The sequence below is a fragment of the Vibrio stylophorae genome (assembly GCF_921293875.1).
Lineage (GTDB): Bacteria > Pseudomonadota > Gammaproteobacteria > Enterobacterales > Vibrionaceae > Vibrio_A > Vibrio_A stylophorae.
Genome location: NZ_CAKLDI010000001.1, coordinates 1124500 through 1142559, shown reverse-complemented (window position 1 = coordinate 1142559; position 18060 = coordinate 1124500). Strand labels below are relative to the sequence as shown.

14 protein-coding genes, 1 tRNA gene and 1 other RNA gene are annotated in these 18060 nt (G+C 47.3%); 5 read left to right on the top strand and 11 right to left on the bottom strand.

From position 1 onward, the window contains the following. Positions 1-240 precede the first annotated feature (240 nt). Together L9P36_RS05240 and L9P36_RS05235 are read right to left on the bottom strand one after the other, a co-directional pair. Positions 241-371, bottom strand: a non-coding RNA gene (locus L9P36_RS05240) — RtT sRNA. Positions 372-420: 49 nt separating this feature from the next. Further along, a tRNA-Ser gene (locus L9P36_RS05235) sits at positions 421-511 on the bottom strand. A 239-nt stretch (positions 512-750) separates the two neighbouring features. On the opposite strand from L9P36_RS05235, the gene L9P36_RS05230 reads away from it, so the two are divergent. Next, entirely contained in the window at positions 751-1452 is a 702-nt protein-coding gene (locus tag L9P36_RS05230) for a pirin family protein (RefSeq protein ID WP_237465498.1), read from the top strand. Between the two features lie 219 nt (positions 1453-1671). Beyond that, entirely contained in the window at positions 1672-2238 is a 567-nt protein-coding gene (locus tag L9P36_RS05225) for a redoxin domain-containing protein (RefSeq protein ID WP_237465496.1), read from the top strand. 69 nt (positions 2239-2307) lie between these two features. Here the strand turns inward: L9P36_RS05225 and L9P36_RS05220 are convergent, their stop codons facing one another. The 6 genes from L9P36_RS05220 to L9P36_RS05195 all read right to left on the bottom strand — a co-directional run bounded on the left by L9P36_RS05220 (position 2308) and on the right by L9P36_RS05195 (position 14706). Beyond that, positions 2308-3450: an outer membrane protein assembly factor BamB family protein gene (locus L9P36_RS05220; protein WP_237465494.1), complete on the bottom strand. Its 1143-nt coding sequence runs from the start codon at positions 3448-3450 to the stop codon at positions 2308-2310. A 218-nt stretch (positions 3451-3668) separates the two neighbouring features. Next, on the bottom strand, positions 3669-5213 hold the full coding sequence (locus tag L9P36_RS05215) for a winged helix-turn-helix domain-containing protein (protein ID WP_237465492.1): 1545 nt from the start codon (positions 5211-5213) through the stop codon (positions 3669-3671). A gap of 198 nt (positions 5214-5411) precedes the next feature. Further along, a complete protein-coding gene (locus L9P36_RS05210) occupies positions 5412-7175 on the bottom strand; it encodes an ABC transporter ATP-binding protein/permease (protein ID WP_237465490.1) in 1764 nt (587 codons plus the stop codon). A gap of 75 nt (positions 7176-7250) precedes the next feature. Then, positions 7251-10073 carry a M16 family metallopeptidase gene (locus tag L9P36_RS05205; protein WP_237465488.1) on the bottom strand — a complete coding sequence of 941 codons (2823 nt, stop codon included), beginning with the start codon at positions 10071-10073 and terminating at the stop codon, positions 7251-7253. 66 nt (positions 10074-10139) lie between these two features. Then, entirely contained in the window at positions 10140-12563 is a 2424-nt protein-coding gene (locus tag L9P36_RS05200; protein WP_237465486.1) for a TonB-dependent receptor plug domain-containing protein, read from the bottom strand. Between the two features lie 301 nt (positions 12564-12864). Beyond that, positions 12865-14706, bottom strand: coding sequence for a tetratricopeptide repeat protein (locus tag L9P36_RS05195; RefSeq protein ID WP_237465485.1), 1842 nt, complete (start codon positions 14704-14706; stop codon positions 12865-12867). A gap of 261 nt (positions 14707-14967) precedes the next feature. On the opposite strand from L9P36_RS05195, the gene L9P36_RS05190 reads away from it, so the two are divergent. After that, positions 14968-15501, top strand: a complete 534-nt coding sequence (locus tag L9P36_RS05190; protein WP_237465484.1) for a hypothetical protein — start codon at positions 14968-14970, stop codon at positions 15499-15501. A 62-nt stretch (positions 15502-15563) separates the two neighbouring features. On the opposite strand, the gene L9P36_RS05185 is transcribed toward L9P36_RS05190, so the two are convergent. Beyond that, positions 15564-16007, bottom strand: coding sequence for a YcgN family cysteine cluster protein (locus L9P36_RS05185; RefSeq protein ID WP_237465483.1), 444 nt, complete (start codon positions 16005-16007; stop codon positions 15564-15566). A gap of 149 nt (positions 16008-16156) precedes the next feature. Here L9P36_RS05185 and L9P36_RS05180 point away from each other — a divergent pair, with 149 nt between their 5' ends. Further along, positions 16157-16429, top strand: a complete 273-nt coding sequence (locus L9P36_RS05180; protein WP_237465482.1) for a YkgJ family cysteine cluster protein — start codon at positions 16157-16159, stop codon at positions 16427-16429. Here the strand turns inward: L9P36_RS05180 and L9P36_RS05175 are convergent. Both L9P36_RS05175 and cspE read right to left on the bottom strand, forming a co-directional pair. After that, positions 16426-16665, bottom strand: coding sequence for a TIGR02647 family protein (locus L9P36_RS05175; protein WP_237465481.1), 240 nt, complete (start codon positions 16663-16665; stop codon positions 16426-16428). The genes L9P36_RS05180 and L9P36_RS05175 overlap by 4 nt on opposite strands. 202 nt (positions 16666-16867) lie before the next feature. Beyond that, positions 16868-17077, bottom strand: a complete 210-nt coding sequence (cspE, locus tag L9P36_RS05170) for a transcription antiterminator/RNA stability regulator CspE (RefSeq protein ID WP_237465480.1) — start codon at positions 17075-17077, stop codon at positions 16868-16870. Between the two features lie 382 nt (positions 17078-17459). Here cspE and L9P36_RS05165 point away from each other — a divergent pair, with 382 nt between their 5' ends. Continuing rightward, positions 17460-18056: a TetR/AcrR family transcriptional regulator gene (locus tag L9P36_RS05165; RefSeq protein ID WP_237465479.1), complete on the top strand. Its 597-nt coding sequence runs from the start codon at positions 17460-17462 to the stop codon at positions 18054-18056. Positions 18057-18060 lie beyond the last annotated feature (4 nt).

The window sequence follows — 18060 nt, the reverse complement described above, 5'->3', positions numbered from 1 at the left end:
GATACAACTCTTTATTTTTATTAGATATATTTATCATTCTATCTATCAATAAGGAGAAAGAATAGCGCTACGTCCATTGCGTATCCCTTTGAATGTCATCAAATCTATCCAGAGCAAACGTAAGAAAATCGAAATGATGGACTCAATGACAGATATTTGAAAAAGAAGGCGCCACAGCCCGGTAGAAAATAATGCTGAGAAAGCAAAAAGGCCGCTGTAAAACAGCGGCCTTTTCTAAGGTGGCGGAGCAATAGGGATTGATTCGGTCGCTACGCGCCCTCTCCCTTCGGGCCAACGGCAGAGCCGTTGTTGTCTCGCTTCGCTCGGCTGAACCCTAGCTAGGGTTCACACCCTATATCTAACAGCGCGTTAGGAACGCCAGAAAGCAAAAAACCGCCTGATTAGGCGGTTTTTTTAATGTGGCGGAGAGATAGGGATTTGAACCCTAGGTGGGCTATAAACCCACGCCGGTTTTCAAGACCGGTGCTTTAAACCACTCAGCCATCTCTCCGTTGCGGGGCGTATATTACTGAGGGGAGAAAATCTTGTAAACACCTTTTTTGACTCTGACGCGCCGTTTGCACAAAAAGACAGCATATTTTTGTGATTTTTATTGCTGAGCCCTTTTGTTCAGCAAAATCAGAATGGATTTTGTTCAAATTCTTCGAAGATGCTCATCAAGATTCATCGATGTTAGTTTTATCTCGCCCCTTCTAGACTGAGAACAACACGTAGTTTCTGGAGATCAACATGATTGAACGACGCCCACGCGATCAACGCGGCTATTTTGAACTTGATTGGCTTAAGAGTTACCACAGTTTCTCTTTTGGCGACTATTACGACCCAAACCATGTGCAATTTTCCGCACTGCGGGTAATTAATGATGATTGGATCGCGCCGCAAGGCGGATTTGCAACCCATGGCCATCGCAATATGGAGATCCTCACCTATGTATTGCAAGGCGAGTTAAGCCACCGTGACAGCGAGGGTAACGAAGCGCGCATCAAGGCTGGCGAATTTCAGCTCATGTCCGCCGGCCGCGGTATTTTTCATAGCGAATACAATCACCATGAGGATGCGCCGGTAAAACTCCTGCAAATCTGGTTGCACCCCAATGTTGAGCAAACGCCGCCAAGCTACCAGCAGCGCGCTTTTCCGTGCCAAACGGGTCTACAATGGATCGTCACGCCATCTGGTGAAGGCGAAACCCTCACGATCAAACAAGATGCGCAGATTGCCCGAATTGAGCTCAATCCAGGCGAGCCATTTGAATGGCCGCTGCACCCCGAGCGCCACTACTATCTGCATGTGGTGAAAGGCGATGGTCAAATCAACGGCCATGCAGTGCGCTTTGGTGACGGCATCAAATTAAGCCATGAGTCCAACTTAACGCTGATTGCCAATCAAGCCTTTCAAGTGCTGCTTTTCGATCTGCCTGCAATACCGCGCTGAACAGCGGCCCTCACCCCTTTCTAAACGGCGCCGAAATAGAAAGGACATAGTGGGGTTTCTTAGTCTGTGCAAATTACGTGGCAATGAATCGACAGCCTCACTCAATTTGCGCATCGCTTTCACTCAGCACTTCACAATTTGACTGAAAACAAGGGGGTTCCAATTTGGCCCGCCTTGCAATTGCTATACTCACTTTAAAATCAAGCACAAGGAGCCGCTATGTCGACCGACTATACGCCCAAATGTCACCCTTCAACCCCCTTTCCTAAATTTCATGTGAGCCTCGCCGAGGGACAAAATCGATTATTGGTGGCCCCCCAAGAAGATTGTGATTGGCAACTGGTCGTGGTTTATCGCGGTGCCCATTGCCCGCTTTGTACCAAATTTCTCAATCGTTTGGCTGGCTTTAAACCACAACTCAAAGCTATTGGTGTCGATATTATTGCGGTCAGCGCAGATAGCGCCGAGCAACTTGCGCGCCATCAAGAGAAACTGAGCGTCAATTTCCCCATCGCCTATGGTCTATCAAAACCACAAATGCACCAACTTGGCCTGTATATTTCCATACCCCGCTCGCCGCAGGAAACCGACCATGACTTCCCAGAACCGGGACTCTTTGTGGTCAATGAAGCAGGCAATATTCAAGTGGTGGATCTCAGCAACAACCCATTTAGCCGCCCAGACTTAGAAGCGCTGGTTTCCGGCCTCACTTGGATTCGCGACCCCGACAATCACTACCCGATTCGCGGCACCGCGCACTACAACGATTGCGCCCTTGAAAGCTGATATTTCGGGCTATCTCAACATATTAAAAAAGGCGCTGAGAGCGCCTTTTTCATTGCTAACCGGTTATTTTCACTGACTTAGCGCAAACCCATACACCTTGCCGTCAAGATCCGCGACAATCAGCTGATTGTTTTGCACCGCAGGTGTGGCAAATACACCGCCATGTACATAGTGCGTTGGACTACTGGCTGGCGTGTATAACTTGGTGGTGTGGCCGGTTTTCGTATTTACTTTGAAAAAGCCTTGGGTCACTGGCGTCCAATACTCTTTGGCACCACTGGCGCCAATATAGACTTGGCCTTGATAGAGCAGCGGCGTCCCCCAAATCCAGCCATGAAGCGTGGTTTGCCAAATCGTCTTGCCGGTCTGACTATCAAATTTATACAAAATTTTGGCATCAGAGGTGCCCAAATAAAAATGGCGCTGATCGCTATCCACCACAGCCGATGACTCAACCCAAGAGCCCTCTGGCATCGTAAAGCGCCACTGCTCAGTACCTTGTGCGTTCAGTGCAAAGAGCACCCCATTACGCGCGCCAACAATAAGCTTATCGCCCACCGCGACGACGCGAGAGACAATGGGACTGCCGGTATCAAATTGCCAATTGATTTGACCGCTGGTTTGGTCAATTTGATAAACACGCCCACCCCAACTGCTGATATAAACCACCTTGTCACCCAGACTTGGCGTTGCGCGCACCATCCCATTGGTTTGTATACGCCAAATTTGTTTGCCGTTTTGGCTATCAATGGCGTAAAAATGTTGATCGGCGCTACCAATAAACAAGCGGCCATTGGCAAGAACCGGTGATGATTTTTCATAGTCAAACACCCAAGGGGCATGATTTGCCGGTCCAATGCGCGGTACATCGCCATCATTAAGATGAAAACGCCAAACCTCCTGACCGCTCTCTTTATTCAGTGCATAAAGGTAACCATCATCACTACTAAAATAGACATGCTTTGCATCTAGTGCTGGCGCGGCGCGCACTTTGCCCTGAGTGGCAAAGCGCCAAAGCACAGTTTGGCTGGCCTGATCTATGGCATAAAAATCACCATCATCACTGCCCACATAGATGCGCCCCTTTTCCACTGCGGGCGAAGACCAAATTTGCCCCTCAGTTGCGACCTGCCAAAGCGGTGTCATCAAATTTTCTTTGCTTTGGGCAACCTCTGCCTTGGCATCATGGGTAAGTCCAAACCAGCACAGCATGAGCAAGCAAGCGCTCAAAGCGTATCGCGTTTTTCGCTCCCTGCGTAAAGGGACCGGTGAAGATAATGAGAAAGAAAACATAGCAACTCCTTTGTCTTATTCGGTATCGATCAAACCACTATCGACATCGCGTCATACGAACATTCGTACTGACAAAGGAGGCTAAGAAAGACAAGAAAAGAAGTCCTGAAAACCAAGCTTAAGGATTCTAAAACAATCTAAAGTGCCCGTTTTTCACTGGGTGACGTGGATTCTGGCATCACTTGAATGGGTGATAAATTCAATTTTTCCAGCAGCGCATGAAATCTCGGTTGTGGGTAAAGCGGGCGATATTTCGGGTCTACTGCCAGCCAAAGCAAGGCGGTATGATGTTGCTGCTCCGCTTGCTCAAGCCAAGTCAGCGCAGCATCATACTCTCCGGCGCCAATGGCATAGCGCGCCTTTGATAGCGGCGGCTGGTACTGACCTAAATCAAGCTGCTGCGTATCGTCAAAAGCGAGCCAATCATAGACACCTTCCAGCCCCTGCGCTTGATAACGCCCAGCAACATGGCGCAAGGTTTCATCATCATAGCCTGCGTCCTTCATAAGCCATGTCAGTTCTGCAAAGGCGCGATCATGATCGCCAGTAAGCTCATAAATGGCTTGTCGAGACACGTGATAATAACGCTGCTCGGCGGCATAAGGCGCAAGTTTTTCAAGCTCTGCTAGCCCCTTTTGATAGCGCCCGCTCATGGTAAACAGCCAAGCAGCACTCTCTTTTGAATAACCCTGCGGATAGAGCGCGATATAATGCTCTAATTGCGTCATTGCGCCGGTAAAATCACCCATGGCCAGCAAAAACTGACTATAGAAGAAATGGCCATCCACGCTGGGCAAACTGCGCTCAAAGTGCTGACGCGCTTTCTCATGATCGCGCTGCACTAAAAAATAGAAATTGGCCAGTCGCTGCTGCGCAAAATGGTGCTCAGGCGCAAGCGATAACCCTTTTAAAAAAAGCGTTTCAATCTCCGCCTGCTGTTGCCAAATGCGCGGATCATGCTGATACAGGCCTGCGATTTTTGCACTGGCAAGCTCTAAATAGGCTGGTCCAAAATCCGGGGCTTGCACAATGACTTGATTAAGTAGTGTTTTCGCTTGTGAATAATCATCATCACTTGGCTGACTCAGTAGATAACGCGCTTTTTGAAAGTCAGCGAGTAAGGCTTCATTCATTGGCGTGGGTGCAGAAAAAGATAAGGGATGCGCAAGCCATAGCAGCAATAATGCGAGGATCCCCAATAGACTTAGCGCAACTGGAAGTCGCTTTAGATAACGTAAAGAAGAAGACAGTGAAATATCTTGATGCAGGGTAATGGCCGCAGCTTGCTCTGTACAAGCCATGGCCCCCATGGCACATAAAATAGCCTGATGCGACACATCCGCATTGGCGTTAAGTGGCTGGCATGGCCCGATATAACAATAGCCTTGCCCTGAAATGGTTTTTATCCATTGTGCTTGTTTAGGATGATCGCCCAAAGCTTTTCGCAGCTGATTCACGGCCACGTAGATCACCTCTTCGCCCACCACCCGCTCGCGCCAAACTTCAGCTAAAATCTGCGCTTTATTCACGGTTTTTCCGGCATGTGTAAGCAGTAAGTTAAGCAGTGCACTTGCCTTGGGCTCTAGCTGTATCTCCTGCGCACTCACACTCGAATCTATCGGAGCTTGGCGCAATACGCCGCGCACACTGCAATAGTGCTTTTCACCCAGTTGATATTCCATCGACGCATCCTTGCATTCACATGCAAACAATTAAATGCAAGGCGCAAATAAAAGAAAAGCGGCACACCGCATTTGTATCGAGCGATGCCAAATTTAACGTAACCGCCACCTATTGTTTCAGCGCGAAATGCCAACTAAAAAGCGATGCTCTGTGCATCGCTTTTTATCGATTCCAAATTTTCCAGAAAGACTGCTTGGTTATACGCTCGCAGGCTGCATTGGTATTTCTGTTGATGCTTGTTCTGACTGCTGTTCGTCGTTCTGAGGGGCAAACTGCGTCAAGTCCACGGCGCGATCAAACAAGCTAAGCAGGTGGCTTTGATGACTGACCATCAAAATTTGGCTATGCGGCAATTGCTCTCGCACCATGGCCAGTAATTTGTAGGCCGTTGGCTCATCCAAGCTACTGGTGGCTTCATCCAAAATCAGGGTGTCAGGCTGCTGCACCAAGGCGCGGGCAAGCGCCAGTTTTTGCAGCTCACCACCAGAGAGCTGTAGTGACCATTCGCGAACCTGCGATAGATCGTCAGCTAAATCCGCCAAACCCACCAAAGACAAAGCACGCTGATAAACGCCATCGTCCAGCTCAGCCAAATGCGGATAGCTTAAACACTCTCGTACACTGCTTTGCGGTAAATAAGGTTTTTGCGGTAGTAATAACACACCGGGTTGCGACTGCTGATAATCACCCTCATAAAATGGCCAGACGCCAGCTAAGGTACGTAAAAGTGTTGATTTACCCAAACCACTTGGCCCGCGCACCATCACAGCTTCACCTTTTGCTAACGCTAAATGCACATCATGTAGCAGAGGCTGACCATTAGGGCGTTGCACGCTTAACCCTTGCCATGCGAGCGCAGTGGTTGGTTGTGCTGACTGAGTTTTCTGATCTTGTTTGGCTGGCTCGCTCTGTTTCGCTTGCTGCTGACGCTCACAAGCTTCCATGGCTTGTAAGAATTGCCCTAAACGCACGACAGTGGCACTCCAGCGGGTTAAATCATCGTAGCGGAAAATAAACCAACTTAAAGAGGCATAGACCTTCATAAAGGCCATTTTCACTTGGAACAATCCCCCCACGGTAATGGCTTTTGCCATCAAGGCAGGAATGGCCGCAAAATAAGGCACCATAGCTGCAATTTGATGATAGGTATTGACCACAATCCCCAGCTTTTTCTCACGCCCCATCAGCGCTTTCCAGTTGGTGGTGATCGCATCAAATCGCTCATTGAGCTGCGCTTGCTCTCGGGCTTGCCCTTGCATCAGCGCAATTTGCTCTGCGCTATCGCGGCTGCGCAACAATTTGGCACGAAAATTCGCTTCGCGCTTTTGCTGCTGATAGAACAAACGGTGCAGTTTTCGGCCAAAGAAATGGGTAACAAAGGCGCCCAGCACGGAATAGATCAATGCCAACCAAAGCAAATAACCTGAGATCTTGATGTCATCAAAAAGCGGCAACAAAAAGCCACTGGAGAGATTCCACAAAATCACACTAAAGGCGGCCAAGGTTGCCACGCTTTTGATTAAGCCTAAAATCAACTCCAAGGTATCTGTGGTGAGCAATTTAATGTCTTCGGCAATACGCTGATCTGGGTTATCAGGCTCTCCAGTTAAGGTCAGATGGTAAAAATTTTGCTGACTCATCCATCGACTCACCAAGCGCTCAGTCAACCAAGAGCGCCAGCGAATTTCCACCCACTGTTGTAGCCATTTGGCATAAACCTTCATCACCACGATAAGCGCCACAATACCGATAAATTTAACCAACAAATCATAAATCAGTGGGCCATCAAGCGCTGCAAGGGCATCAAAAAACTCTTTATTCCAGAGGTTTAAAGTCACCGTTACTTGCACCAACAACAGTGACAGTGCCACAGTTGCTGCAAAAATCAGCCAAGACCACACACTCGCACGACTCAACCAATAGGGTTTTGCCAACTGCGCAAACTGTTTTAAAACAGACATATTCAACCTAAATGAGTAAAAGCACACGCGACATCCATTCGCCTGTGCTTTTGATTTAACCTTAAATGTTCAACCTTATTTGGCTGGTGCAGGCACAAGTGTCGCATCAATCCAGTTTTCGGTATTGAGCACGCGGCGCATGGTGGAGTTCAGCATCGTTGGCGTCACGATATCGAGCCATTGCACATAATCTGCCACGGGATCCATGCTATCGCCGTATTGCGCGGCATCTTTCAGCCAAGTCATGCGCTGGCGATCACCGATGTTATCTGCCACCAAGGATTGCTTACTTTGGGCGATCACTTCATCGAGCTCTTGCTGGCTCACGCCCTCTTTTTGAATCGTGGCAAGCTCAGCCAAGGCCATGGCTTTTAGCTCATCACCACGTTTTGGATCATGGCTATAGCTCACCATGCCATAGGCTTGGTCACGCTCGCGGTCTAGACGAATACCAAAGCGCACGGTATAAACGCCGCCAGCGGCTTCACGCAGTGATTCACGCATACGATTTGCGATAATGCGACTGAGCAAGCCCACTTGGTTTTCCGTCTCAACACTGTATTTTTCAGCGCGATTAAAGATCAGGCTGGTCACACCCATGGGCTCTTTGCCCGCTGCGATATGGATCGCATGGCGGCCACCGGCAAATGCAGGTAGTTTCACCGGCGCATAGTGGTGTGCTTGCGCGCCCGTCTTCACAGGTAATTGGCCGATATAACGCTGCGCCAAACCAATCACATATTCAGGCTCTGCATTACCCACCACAATCAGCTGATGACCCGTCGCATCGCCAAATAAAAGCTGCCAAGCTTGCATGAGTTTGGTCGTGTTAATCTCAGCCAACTCTTCTTTTGTCATGGTCAGTAACATCGGGTTATTGACGTAACGAACTTCATCAATCGCGGTATTAAACTGGCCTTCTGCGCTGGTCAAACGCCCTTCAATGCCGCGCTCAAGTAGCTGCTGCGTGGCTTTCCAAAGAGCTTCATCGGTTTGCGGTTTCGTGACTTGCAAATACAGATTTTGTAGCAAGTTCTCAAAAGATGCTTTGTCACTGCTACCAATAAAGCCATGGCTATCTTGGGTGATAAAGGTCATCAAACGGTTTGGATAAGGTGCATTGATCATCGCTAACTGATCGCTATTGAGACCACCATAGCCAAATTTACTGATATGACGCAGTTGATAAGCGCTTCGACGCAGCTCTTTGGGTAGATGCTGGCTACCGCCCCAGCCTTGATAACGTACCATGAGCTGATTTGGCGTATCGTCGCTTTGCAAAAACCACACTTGGGTACCATTGGCCAGAGTCCAGACTTGCGCGCCCTCTTTTACTTCATGGGCAATGATGTTGGCTGGTGCTGGAATATCAGACATCAAGCGATCAACCACCTCAATGGCCTTTGTTGCAGCAGGTGGATTGGCCTTGGCTTTTTGCCATGCCGCATCAATGGCCGCAGCTGTCGGCAGCGCACTTTGGTGCTCAGGCTTAATTTGCGCAATGACTAACGGATTTTGCGTCACCACCATCTTGGCAACCTGCGCATTAATCTCATCTAAGGTGATAGATTGCGTCAGCTTGGCAACCACAGCAGCATATTCATCTGCATCAGTGATGGGCGCTTGGGTGCGAAGACGGTTAAAGATCGACATCATCACGCGACCATTGGTGGTGTCACGCTGACCATCAGCCATTTGCTGATAGCGACTGTTGATCTCTTGGCGAACCGTATCTAAATCGCTTTGGCTAAAACCATGCGCGGCAAAACGGCTAAGCTGCATAAAGGCTTCATCAATGGCTGCTTGGTAATTTTGATCCACCAGCAAAGCCATTAAACGGTTATTGCGATAATCCGTCGCCAGCGGCTGGGCCATCATGATCATTTTGCTCACCGCATCACTTGGCACCTGATATTGCTCACGCAAGCGCTTATTCAAAACCTGAATGGCCATTTGGTTTAACAGCTGCGCGCGAAGCTCACCTTGTGTATGAGCTTGTGCTTCCTGCTGGCGAAAGTTAAAGGAAAGCACTTCAGTGGTAATTTCTGGATCAGCAATGACTTCGATGCGGGTGGTATTATCTAGCGTCACTTTTAAATCAGGACGGGCAGGCAATGTTTTCGCTTCAAGCGGCGCAAAATAGCGATTGAGCATGGTTTCAATCTCGCGCTGGCTGGTCGCACCCACCACAATCAGCGTCATATTATTTGGGTGATACCAATCTTGCCAAAATGCTTCAATTCGGCTGGCATCAACATGACGCACAAGGTCCATATCACCGATGGGGTCACGCTCGCCAAAACGACTGCCCGCAAGCAAGATCTTGCGATTTGCAGAGCCAAGACGCGCCATCATATTACGGCCACGACGCCACTCCTCTTCAACCACTGGACGCTCTTTTTCAAGCTCAGCTTGATCAAAGACTAAGGCGCTCGCTTGCTGAGATAACATGCGAAAGCCTTCATCCATCATCTTTTCTGAATTATTTGGTAAATGCAGAAAATATGAGGTGGTGTAGTACTCAGTCATGGCGTTGACATCACGACCAAATACCATACCGAGCGACTCTTGGTGCTCAATCAGCGTATTGGCTGGAAAATCTGTGGTGCCATTAAAGGCCATATGTTCCACTAGGTGGGCGATACCTTGCTGATCATCAGCTTCATCCAAAGAGCCTGCGTGCACAATTAATTGCAAAGAGACGCGATCGCTTGGGCGATCATTGTGCACAAAGATATAGCGCATACCGTTTGCCAACTGACCTTGCACCATGTCCGCACGTTTGGCGAGTGGTGCATCCTGCAACGCTGAATGTTGACCGATGCCAGACTCAATACCTAGTTGCTGACAGCCCGCCAAAGCCAAACACGCCGCCAGTAGAAGAGAAGTATATTTCATTGAATGCTCACAGCGGCGCAATCACTGCGCCGCACTATGTGTATAAAATTAAAAAATAATGTTGAATTAGTTACGAAGATTGACGTTAAGCCAGATTTGACGGCCAGCGTTGTAGTGTTCATCTGGAATATTTCTACCAAGCTGCATACCAGACATAGAAATCACTTCTTGGCGATTCAATAGGTTGGTCACGCTCATACCAAATACCACATGGTTTTTAAATTGGTTTGGAGTCCAATGCATAGACATATCCCATGTCACCAAGTCTGTCAGCTCTTTGGTCATCAAACTTTCAACACTTTCTGACTCACCATCAATAATGACGTCTGTTTGACCTGTCCATGCCGACGCTTTCTTACCTTGCTGGTAATTGATTCGGTTGTTCCACACCAAACCCATATCATTCCAGTGCATGATCAAATTCAAACTACTCTTCACTGGAGATTGATAACCACTAGTGTCCATTTCAGTGACACGCATTAACTGGCCATCCATCACCACCCATTCATCTTGATAGCCACTTCCTAAGTGATCGCTTTTGCCAAAGTTTCGGTCAATATCCCCATTACCACGGCGATGATCATAAGCCACATTCCAGTTAGCACTCAAAGCGCCGCCGAGGAAGTGATAAGGATCAATGGTGGTGATATCTAAACTCACGAGATGATTGTCACTTTCGACATTGTTGTGAACCGTTGCGGTGTTGGTCTTTGCGTCTGTTGAATAAGTCAAACCATCGCGCTGCATACGATAAAGGTAAACAGTTTCAACAGCGAAGTTATTCACATCAACAGCCCATGCTGCGGTTAATTCATCTGCATAAGGAATATCTGCATGATTTAATTTATACGCGCTATATTGCGTTGTTTTTTGGCACGTTAAATTATTGGGGTCTAGATTGTCCCAGTTACCATCCGTCGGTGTACATTTATTGGCTGATTTGTGGAACTTACCTTGCTCTGCTTTTAATGCCCAACCCAGCAAATTAGCACTGTAATAGCGTGATGCACCCAAGGTTACACGGTTAGTTTTAGTCCAATCAAAGTCCCAGCTAGCACTTAAGCGTGGTGAAAAGACAGTTTGCTCAAACACACTCAAATGATCAACGCGTCCGCCTAAATTCAACGTTAAACGATCCCAATGGATTTGATCATCAATAAACAAACCATATTCTTGAGAGTTCGCTGAGTAGTTCGCCGCTGCATAATAATTGATAACTGAAAGGTAATTTTTATAACCGTTGTAGTTATATGCAACAAATTCTTCAGGACGATATACTCGCGCAGTTTGATAACTTGCATTTACACCCATGTTAATTTGATGCGAGATGTCACCGAAGATAATTGGGTCAAGGCGCAGTGTCGATTTTAGCTGAACCGCATCTTGTTCTTGTTGCAAATTGCCATTAGTACCTTCTGCATAGTTCCCTTCTGCAGCAGTCACGGTTTTAAGATAATTGGTATCAGCCTCTCGCTGATCTTTTAAATGATCATAGGAAAGTGACGTTTCCCAACGCCCTTGCGACAATAAACGCTCGACTTTAAAAGTCCCACCAATCCCAGAATGCGAGTTGACCGTCTCACTCTTTCCTTGTGGTGCCTTATCATTACGAGCATCATTCGAAAAATTATTACTTTGATGATCGGCATAGCGAAAATCAGTGGTGGTTTGCCACAAGCCAGACTCCCACACGTGCGTCACAAAAATATTGTCCATGCGCTGATCGACATCTTTACTCAGCGCAAGCGGAATTTCTGAAACCTGATGGCTGACATTAATCGCGAGTTTTTGATTTTCACTAATCGCGCCACCCATATGCAGTGCATGCATACGTTTTTGATAATTCGGCTGATATTTACCTGAACCATCCATTGGATTGCCGTAATGGTTTTGGAAATTCTGACCTACTTTTTGTGCAGCATTCCAATCACTATCACTCATACGATAGTTATAATCGATGGTGAATTTTTCAGTAGGTTTACGCAGCTCTGCATTCACCACACCACCCGTAAAACCGCCATGCTCAGCGCTAATGTTGTGATCAAGCACTTCCACACCATCAAGCAAATTGGTATCTACAAAATAGCCTGATGTATGGCCAGAGGCCAGAGACCCAGAAGTATCACTATCACCGCTAAAGGTCGTACTATTATTCACCCCCACCCCATCAATGGTGTATTTGGTTTGGTGTGGGCGCGCACCCGCTAAAGAGATCTCTTCCGGCGTTAAATCGCCTCCTTGCATCGATTTTTGTGCATCATCAATGCCCACGCGCGGGTGGTGTTTCAAGACTTGTGAAAGCGTTGGGTTATCTTTTGGCGATTCTTCAAGTTCAGTGCGATCAAGAGTAATAGCGCTATCCGTTACGGTGATCACCTCTTGTTCTTGAACTTCTTCAACTTTGCTTGGTTCTTGAGCAGTGGCAAAGCCACCATAAAGTGCGCTTAAAATCCCCAGCGCGACGGGCGTCAATTTGAGATGCTTGTCCATAAATCCTACGGCGTAATGGGAATGGTTATCATTTTTGCGCGCATCTTGCCACACTCAAAAAAATAATCAATCCATTGATAACTATTATCACTCGTATTTTGATTAACAGAACAAAAACCATGCAAAATCTATGGTTATGATATGCATCTGATTGAATTTTATATTGGAAAATAGTGATAAAAAACCAGCAAGCGCTGGTTTATAAAACAGAGGATATTCAGACACGCAATCTCAACGCCAATATTTAGCGAACAACACAAAAGGCTTCCTACCGAGGATAAGCCATGGCCTGCCCAAATATTTAGGGGTGCCCCTGCATCAACTTCTGATGCAACTTTTGATCACCAAGTAGTACCCTAAGGCACATTTCTGAATGTTCACACCCGAGCGCCAATGCATGTTGGTAATGGGCTACTGCTTGCTCTAAATCAATCTCACAACCAGCGCCTAGGTGATAACAGCGCGCTAGCTGGTAGTGACAAGACTTGGGGTAGGATGAAAGTGCTTGCTGCCATAGCGCAAAGGTGCGAATTTGCCCACGAGGATAATCCAATAGGACATCCAGTTGCGCGAGCCAAAAGGCCGACTCTTCATCCCCTAACAACAAAGCAAGCTCATATAAATTCAGAGCTTGCTGCAAGTTAACTTCGCCCCCTTCCCCCTGATGCAGCAAATACGCATAGTGCCCTAGATGACCGCCAATTTGCGCCTTTTGCGTATCATCTAATATTTGCTGTCCATCCTTCTCTTTCGCTAACAGTGTCAGTCCGAGCTCAGCTGCCGCGCGAAAACTCTCAAATGCCGCCTGTTGATTGTGCAATGCCTGATAAGCGCAGCCTAAATCAAAATAAACCACGGCATCTTCAACAATCGCTAGCGCTTTTTGATACCAAAAGACAGCGCGGGGAAGGTGCTTTTGGCAGTTCAAACCATTGTGATAACAAATCGCTAAATTTTTTGCCGCTGTTGGGTGCTGCTCTTGCGCAGCTAAGCGCCAATATGCAAAAGCGAGCTCGGTATCTTGCGTGACGCCCCACCCTTCAAAATAAGCCGTGCCCATATCAAAATAAAAAGCCATATGCCCCTGCGAAACCGCTTGCTGGTAACAGGAAAAAAGCAGCTCGTAGTCTGGCTCGGACTGCGCTTTATAAAGATCGATCAAACGCTGCCAACACACCTCATATTTCAGCTCTGTTGCGCCATACCAATAATAAAACTCAGCCTTTTTCAAATCAGCAGGCACACCATCGCCATCACGATAGTGATCGCCCAAATTACGACAGGCAGAGCGATTGCCGCCCAGAATCGCCAGTCCATACTCTCGAAGGGCAAGCGTCATGGGATACTGCTCTGGCGCCAAACTTAGCAAATACCCTAAGTAAAAATGCAAAGATGCATTGATTCGCCCGTAATCGTAATGGTCTAAAAACTGTAATCTTGCTTTGTCATAATTGACCGCTAGGTGAAAATCACCTTCATCTAATCCCTGATAGTAAAACTCACCCAATAAAAAACCGCAGGCATCTCCACCGCGATTGCTACCCGCCAAAGCATATTGAAATGCCAGCGCTGCATTTTTCTCAATCCCATGCTCACCATAGGCATAAATGCGCGCGAGCAGATGATGACTCATCACATTGCCTAGTGATGCGGCGTGCTGCAAATAAGCAAGGCCCTTATCAACATCTCGCGCAACACCGCGCCCAGCAAAATAGAAATTTGAGAGATTGTTGTAGGCCCAGTGCAAACCCAATTGCGCAGCCTGCTGTGAATCCGCAATCGAAGCCTCATACCAAGCCACAATTTGCGCATCATTAAAGTCGCCTTTGAGCTCATGATCCGCCAGCCATGCCTGCGAAAAATAACCCCAGGCTTCGCCCTGCGCTGCAGCTTGCGCAAAAAGAGAAAAGGCACGTAGATGATCGGCCGCGATAGCTAAATTTTCATCACCATGCTGATAAAGGCGTGCAAGCGCCAATAACGCAGGACCATATTGCGCATTCGCAAGCTGTTCTATGGTTTCCACATCCATGGGGACCTGTGCTTGAGCATGAGCCAGCTGTTTTATGTACTTCACGAATTGAAGTGTTGCGGCATCGACACGGATGGCATCCGTAGCCGCTCGCGTAAGGGAGTGAGTCAATGATTTATCCATCATCCGTTGATAGAAAATATAAAAATATCAATAACAAAGGCTAAATATAACCCGCGAATTTCAAAAGAGTAAACAACAACGGCGATCACGCAAGAATTGCAACGAAAAGCGCCGACTTGATCGAATCAAAAAATATTTATCGATCTGATTCACAGACAAATAATTCCATTTCGCGAACCATATCAATTACGCAACGATCCGCTATGATGAACTTGATAGATTTGCTTTCGATAGGACTTAAGGATGAGTATGAACAAACGCACCGCTCGCTGTCCCAAATGCAACCATCTTCTCATGGACCAAGACAAAAAATGTCGCCATTGCAATGCGGCTGGTAAACGTAAAATTGTTTCCATCGCGGCACTGATCGCCGTTGCCTTGGTCGTCTTCGTGAACCTGCCACGATCGCCCCTCACAGATGCGCAAAAAGCGGTCGATAGCAAAGGCACAGACCGTGACCGCTATATTCAAGAGCTGAGCCTGGGCGAACAAGTACAGCCCGTAGAGCTCATCGATTTAAAAGAAAGCAAGCAAGCACGGCGCAAACTCGTCGATGCAAAATACCAAGCAACGCTTAACGGCGATGAACAAATTCTTGCCACTGCCGCTCATTTAGCGCAGCAAATTCAGCAGCAACATGAAGCCCAGTTTGTCAGCATTGTAATCTATCAAAGTGACACGCAGGATATGCCACTGCTTGAGCTTGAATACGCTGAAGATGGGAAAGGTAAATCTGGCAAACAATCAGGCACCTACTTTAGTGAGATTTGGTATACCTACTAAGGCTCACGACACATAGAACCCAATAAAAAAGCGCCCAAGGCGCTTTTTTATTTTTCATTTAATCAACGATTGGGATGATTCAAAATGTGATCTTCCCAATCGATAACATCAATTTCATACACGCATTTATTTTGTACAGACTCGCCCGCTTTGTGCATGGCATCTTTCGAGCCAGTGATCAACGGGTGCCATTCAGGCAACGGTTCACCATCTGCAAGTAAGCGATAGGCGCAAGTTTCAGGAAGCCAGTTGAATTCGTCGATTTTATCGCGGGTCAGCTTTAAGCACTCTTCGCCAGATTCAAAACGGTTGGCGTAGTCTTTGCAGCTGCAGGTTTGATGATCAAGCAAACTACAAGAGACATTGGTGTAGTAAAGCTCGTCGGTATCATCATCGATCAGCTTATGCAGGCAGCACTTGCCGCAACCATCACAGAGCGATTCCCATTCACTATCACTCATTTGTTCGAGGGACTTGGCTTGCCAAAAGGGAACTGCTGCGGTCATAGGGGCTCTCTACGTTGATCGATGATTTAAAATTGCGGCGCATTTATACCCTGCGCGTTGCCAAATCTCAAGGCGAGCTATGTTCGCAACTTGTAATTTCATGCTGATATGGTAGCGTGCAGCCCCCATTGATTTCAAAGAGCCTTGTGATGGATTGTCGTCTCGGTTGTGGCGCTTGCTGTATTGCGCCTAGCATTTCAACATCTTACCCGCTTCACCCAAATGGAAAAGCAGCGGGAGAACGCTGTAAACAGCTGAATACAGACAATCTATGTAAGCTTTTTGGCCAAAAGGAGCGCCCTGCGGTATGTGGACAGTTTCAGGCAGAAATGTGGGTTTGCGGAGAAACCCGCGAGCAGGCGCTGGCCACACTCACGGATTTAGAAAACTGCACTCAAATTGACGTGCGAATGGTGAATTAATAGCCTTCTTTAAGCATGGCGCAAAGCTTATGCGCGCGCTCTGCTGCTTCAATCCCCATATGGGTGAGATAACCGCCATCCACTTCGGTCACAATCCCTTTTGCATGCAAGCGAGCCATAGCTTCTGCTTGTTTTGGCGCTTCGTGACTCGACACTTTTACCCCTTGATGCATGGAGTCAAGGTCAAAGGCAAGTAGTAGATTTAGCTCAGTCAGTTGTTCTTGGTTTAAGGGCATAGCGCCTCCTTCACTTTATTTTCAGTTAGCTTAGAAAAAGCTGGCCAAAATTACTGTGAAGACCGTGAGATTCTCTGCTTTTTTTCATGCGCTAGCGCCCATTTTTACTGATTTAGCGACAGCAAGCCTGCGATGTCGATGAAAAATCAAACAAACAAAAAAGGCGCCGATCATCGACGCCTTGTATAAAGCTGAACAACGATTAAGCAACCGCTGAAACTTGACTGGCTTGCGGGCCTTTTTGACCATTTTGCACTTCAAATTCGACCCTTTGGCCTTCTTTGAGTGTTTTAAAGCCATCACCCGTAATCGCGCTGAAATGAACGAACACATCCGGCCCGTCTTGCTGTTGAATAAAACCAAAACCTTTTGTTTCGTTAAACCATTTCACTTGGCCAGTTACTTTTGACATGAGTAATCCTATTCTTGGTGTAGAGCACGCTCCATTCGAGCTAATATTTGAAACCTTGCAGTAAGATAATTCCTACCAAACTGGTCAAATACTGCACAAGTATTACTCAGAAATTTAACATCCGCATCCACTTATTCCCTCCTTATTCTGAGGAAAAAGTAAAGTTATTAGGCATATCACATAAATCAATGAGTGCTCAGTTTCGGCTCAATCAAGAGCGTGTGTTGCAACGAATCCCTACGTGACTCTCAGCTTAGCGCGCCCTACTTGCAATCAAACAGCGAATGATGATAATCGAACACTGTTCAATCCGCGTTCAGTAGCGCGACAATTAAGTGTTTATTTGCCACGCCTTTGGAATGTCAATCAAGTACAGGATGTTATGGCTAGAAGAAACGATCACACCCACGAGCAGCTGATTCACATCACTTTAACGGAAGTGAATCAATTTCTAGAGAACCAGCCCTATCATGCTCTGAGCCTTCGTAAGATTGCGGCAATGATAGGTTATGCTCCCAGCACCTTGATTAACTTATTTGGCAGCTATGACATGCTATTACTGCATGTGGTGAGCACCATTGTGGATCGTTTAACCGCGGAGATTACCGCTGCGGTCGAAATCGAAAATGACCCGCAGCAGCAACTGCGAGTGATGGCCAAATGTTATTTGCAATTTGCCAAGGCGAATCCCTATGCCTGGCAATTGGTCTTTGCCCACTCCATGGGCGGCGAGCAGTTACCCAGCTGGCAGCAACATCGCATTGATCATCTGCTGGGGTTGATTGAAACCATGGTCGCTAAACTTGGACCAAAGCTCGATGCCGAGGCCACCATGCAAACAAGTCGGGTCCTTTGGGCTGGCGTACATGGCATCACTCTATTGGCAGTGGACGATAAACTCTTTACCGCGCAACCTGTGGATGCCGGACATCTCATTGATAATTTATTACAGCACTACTTAGCAAGCTGGTCTAAATAAGGAA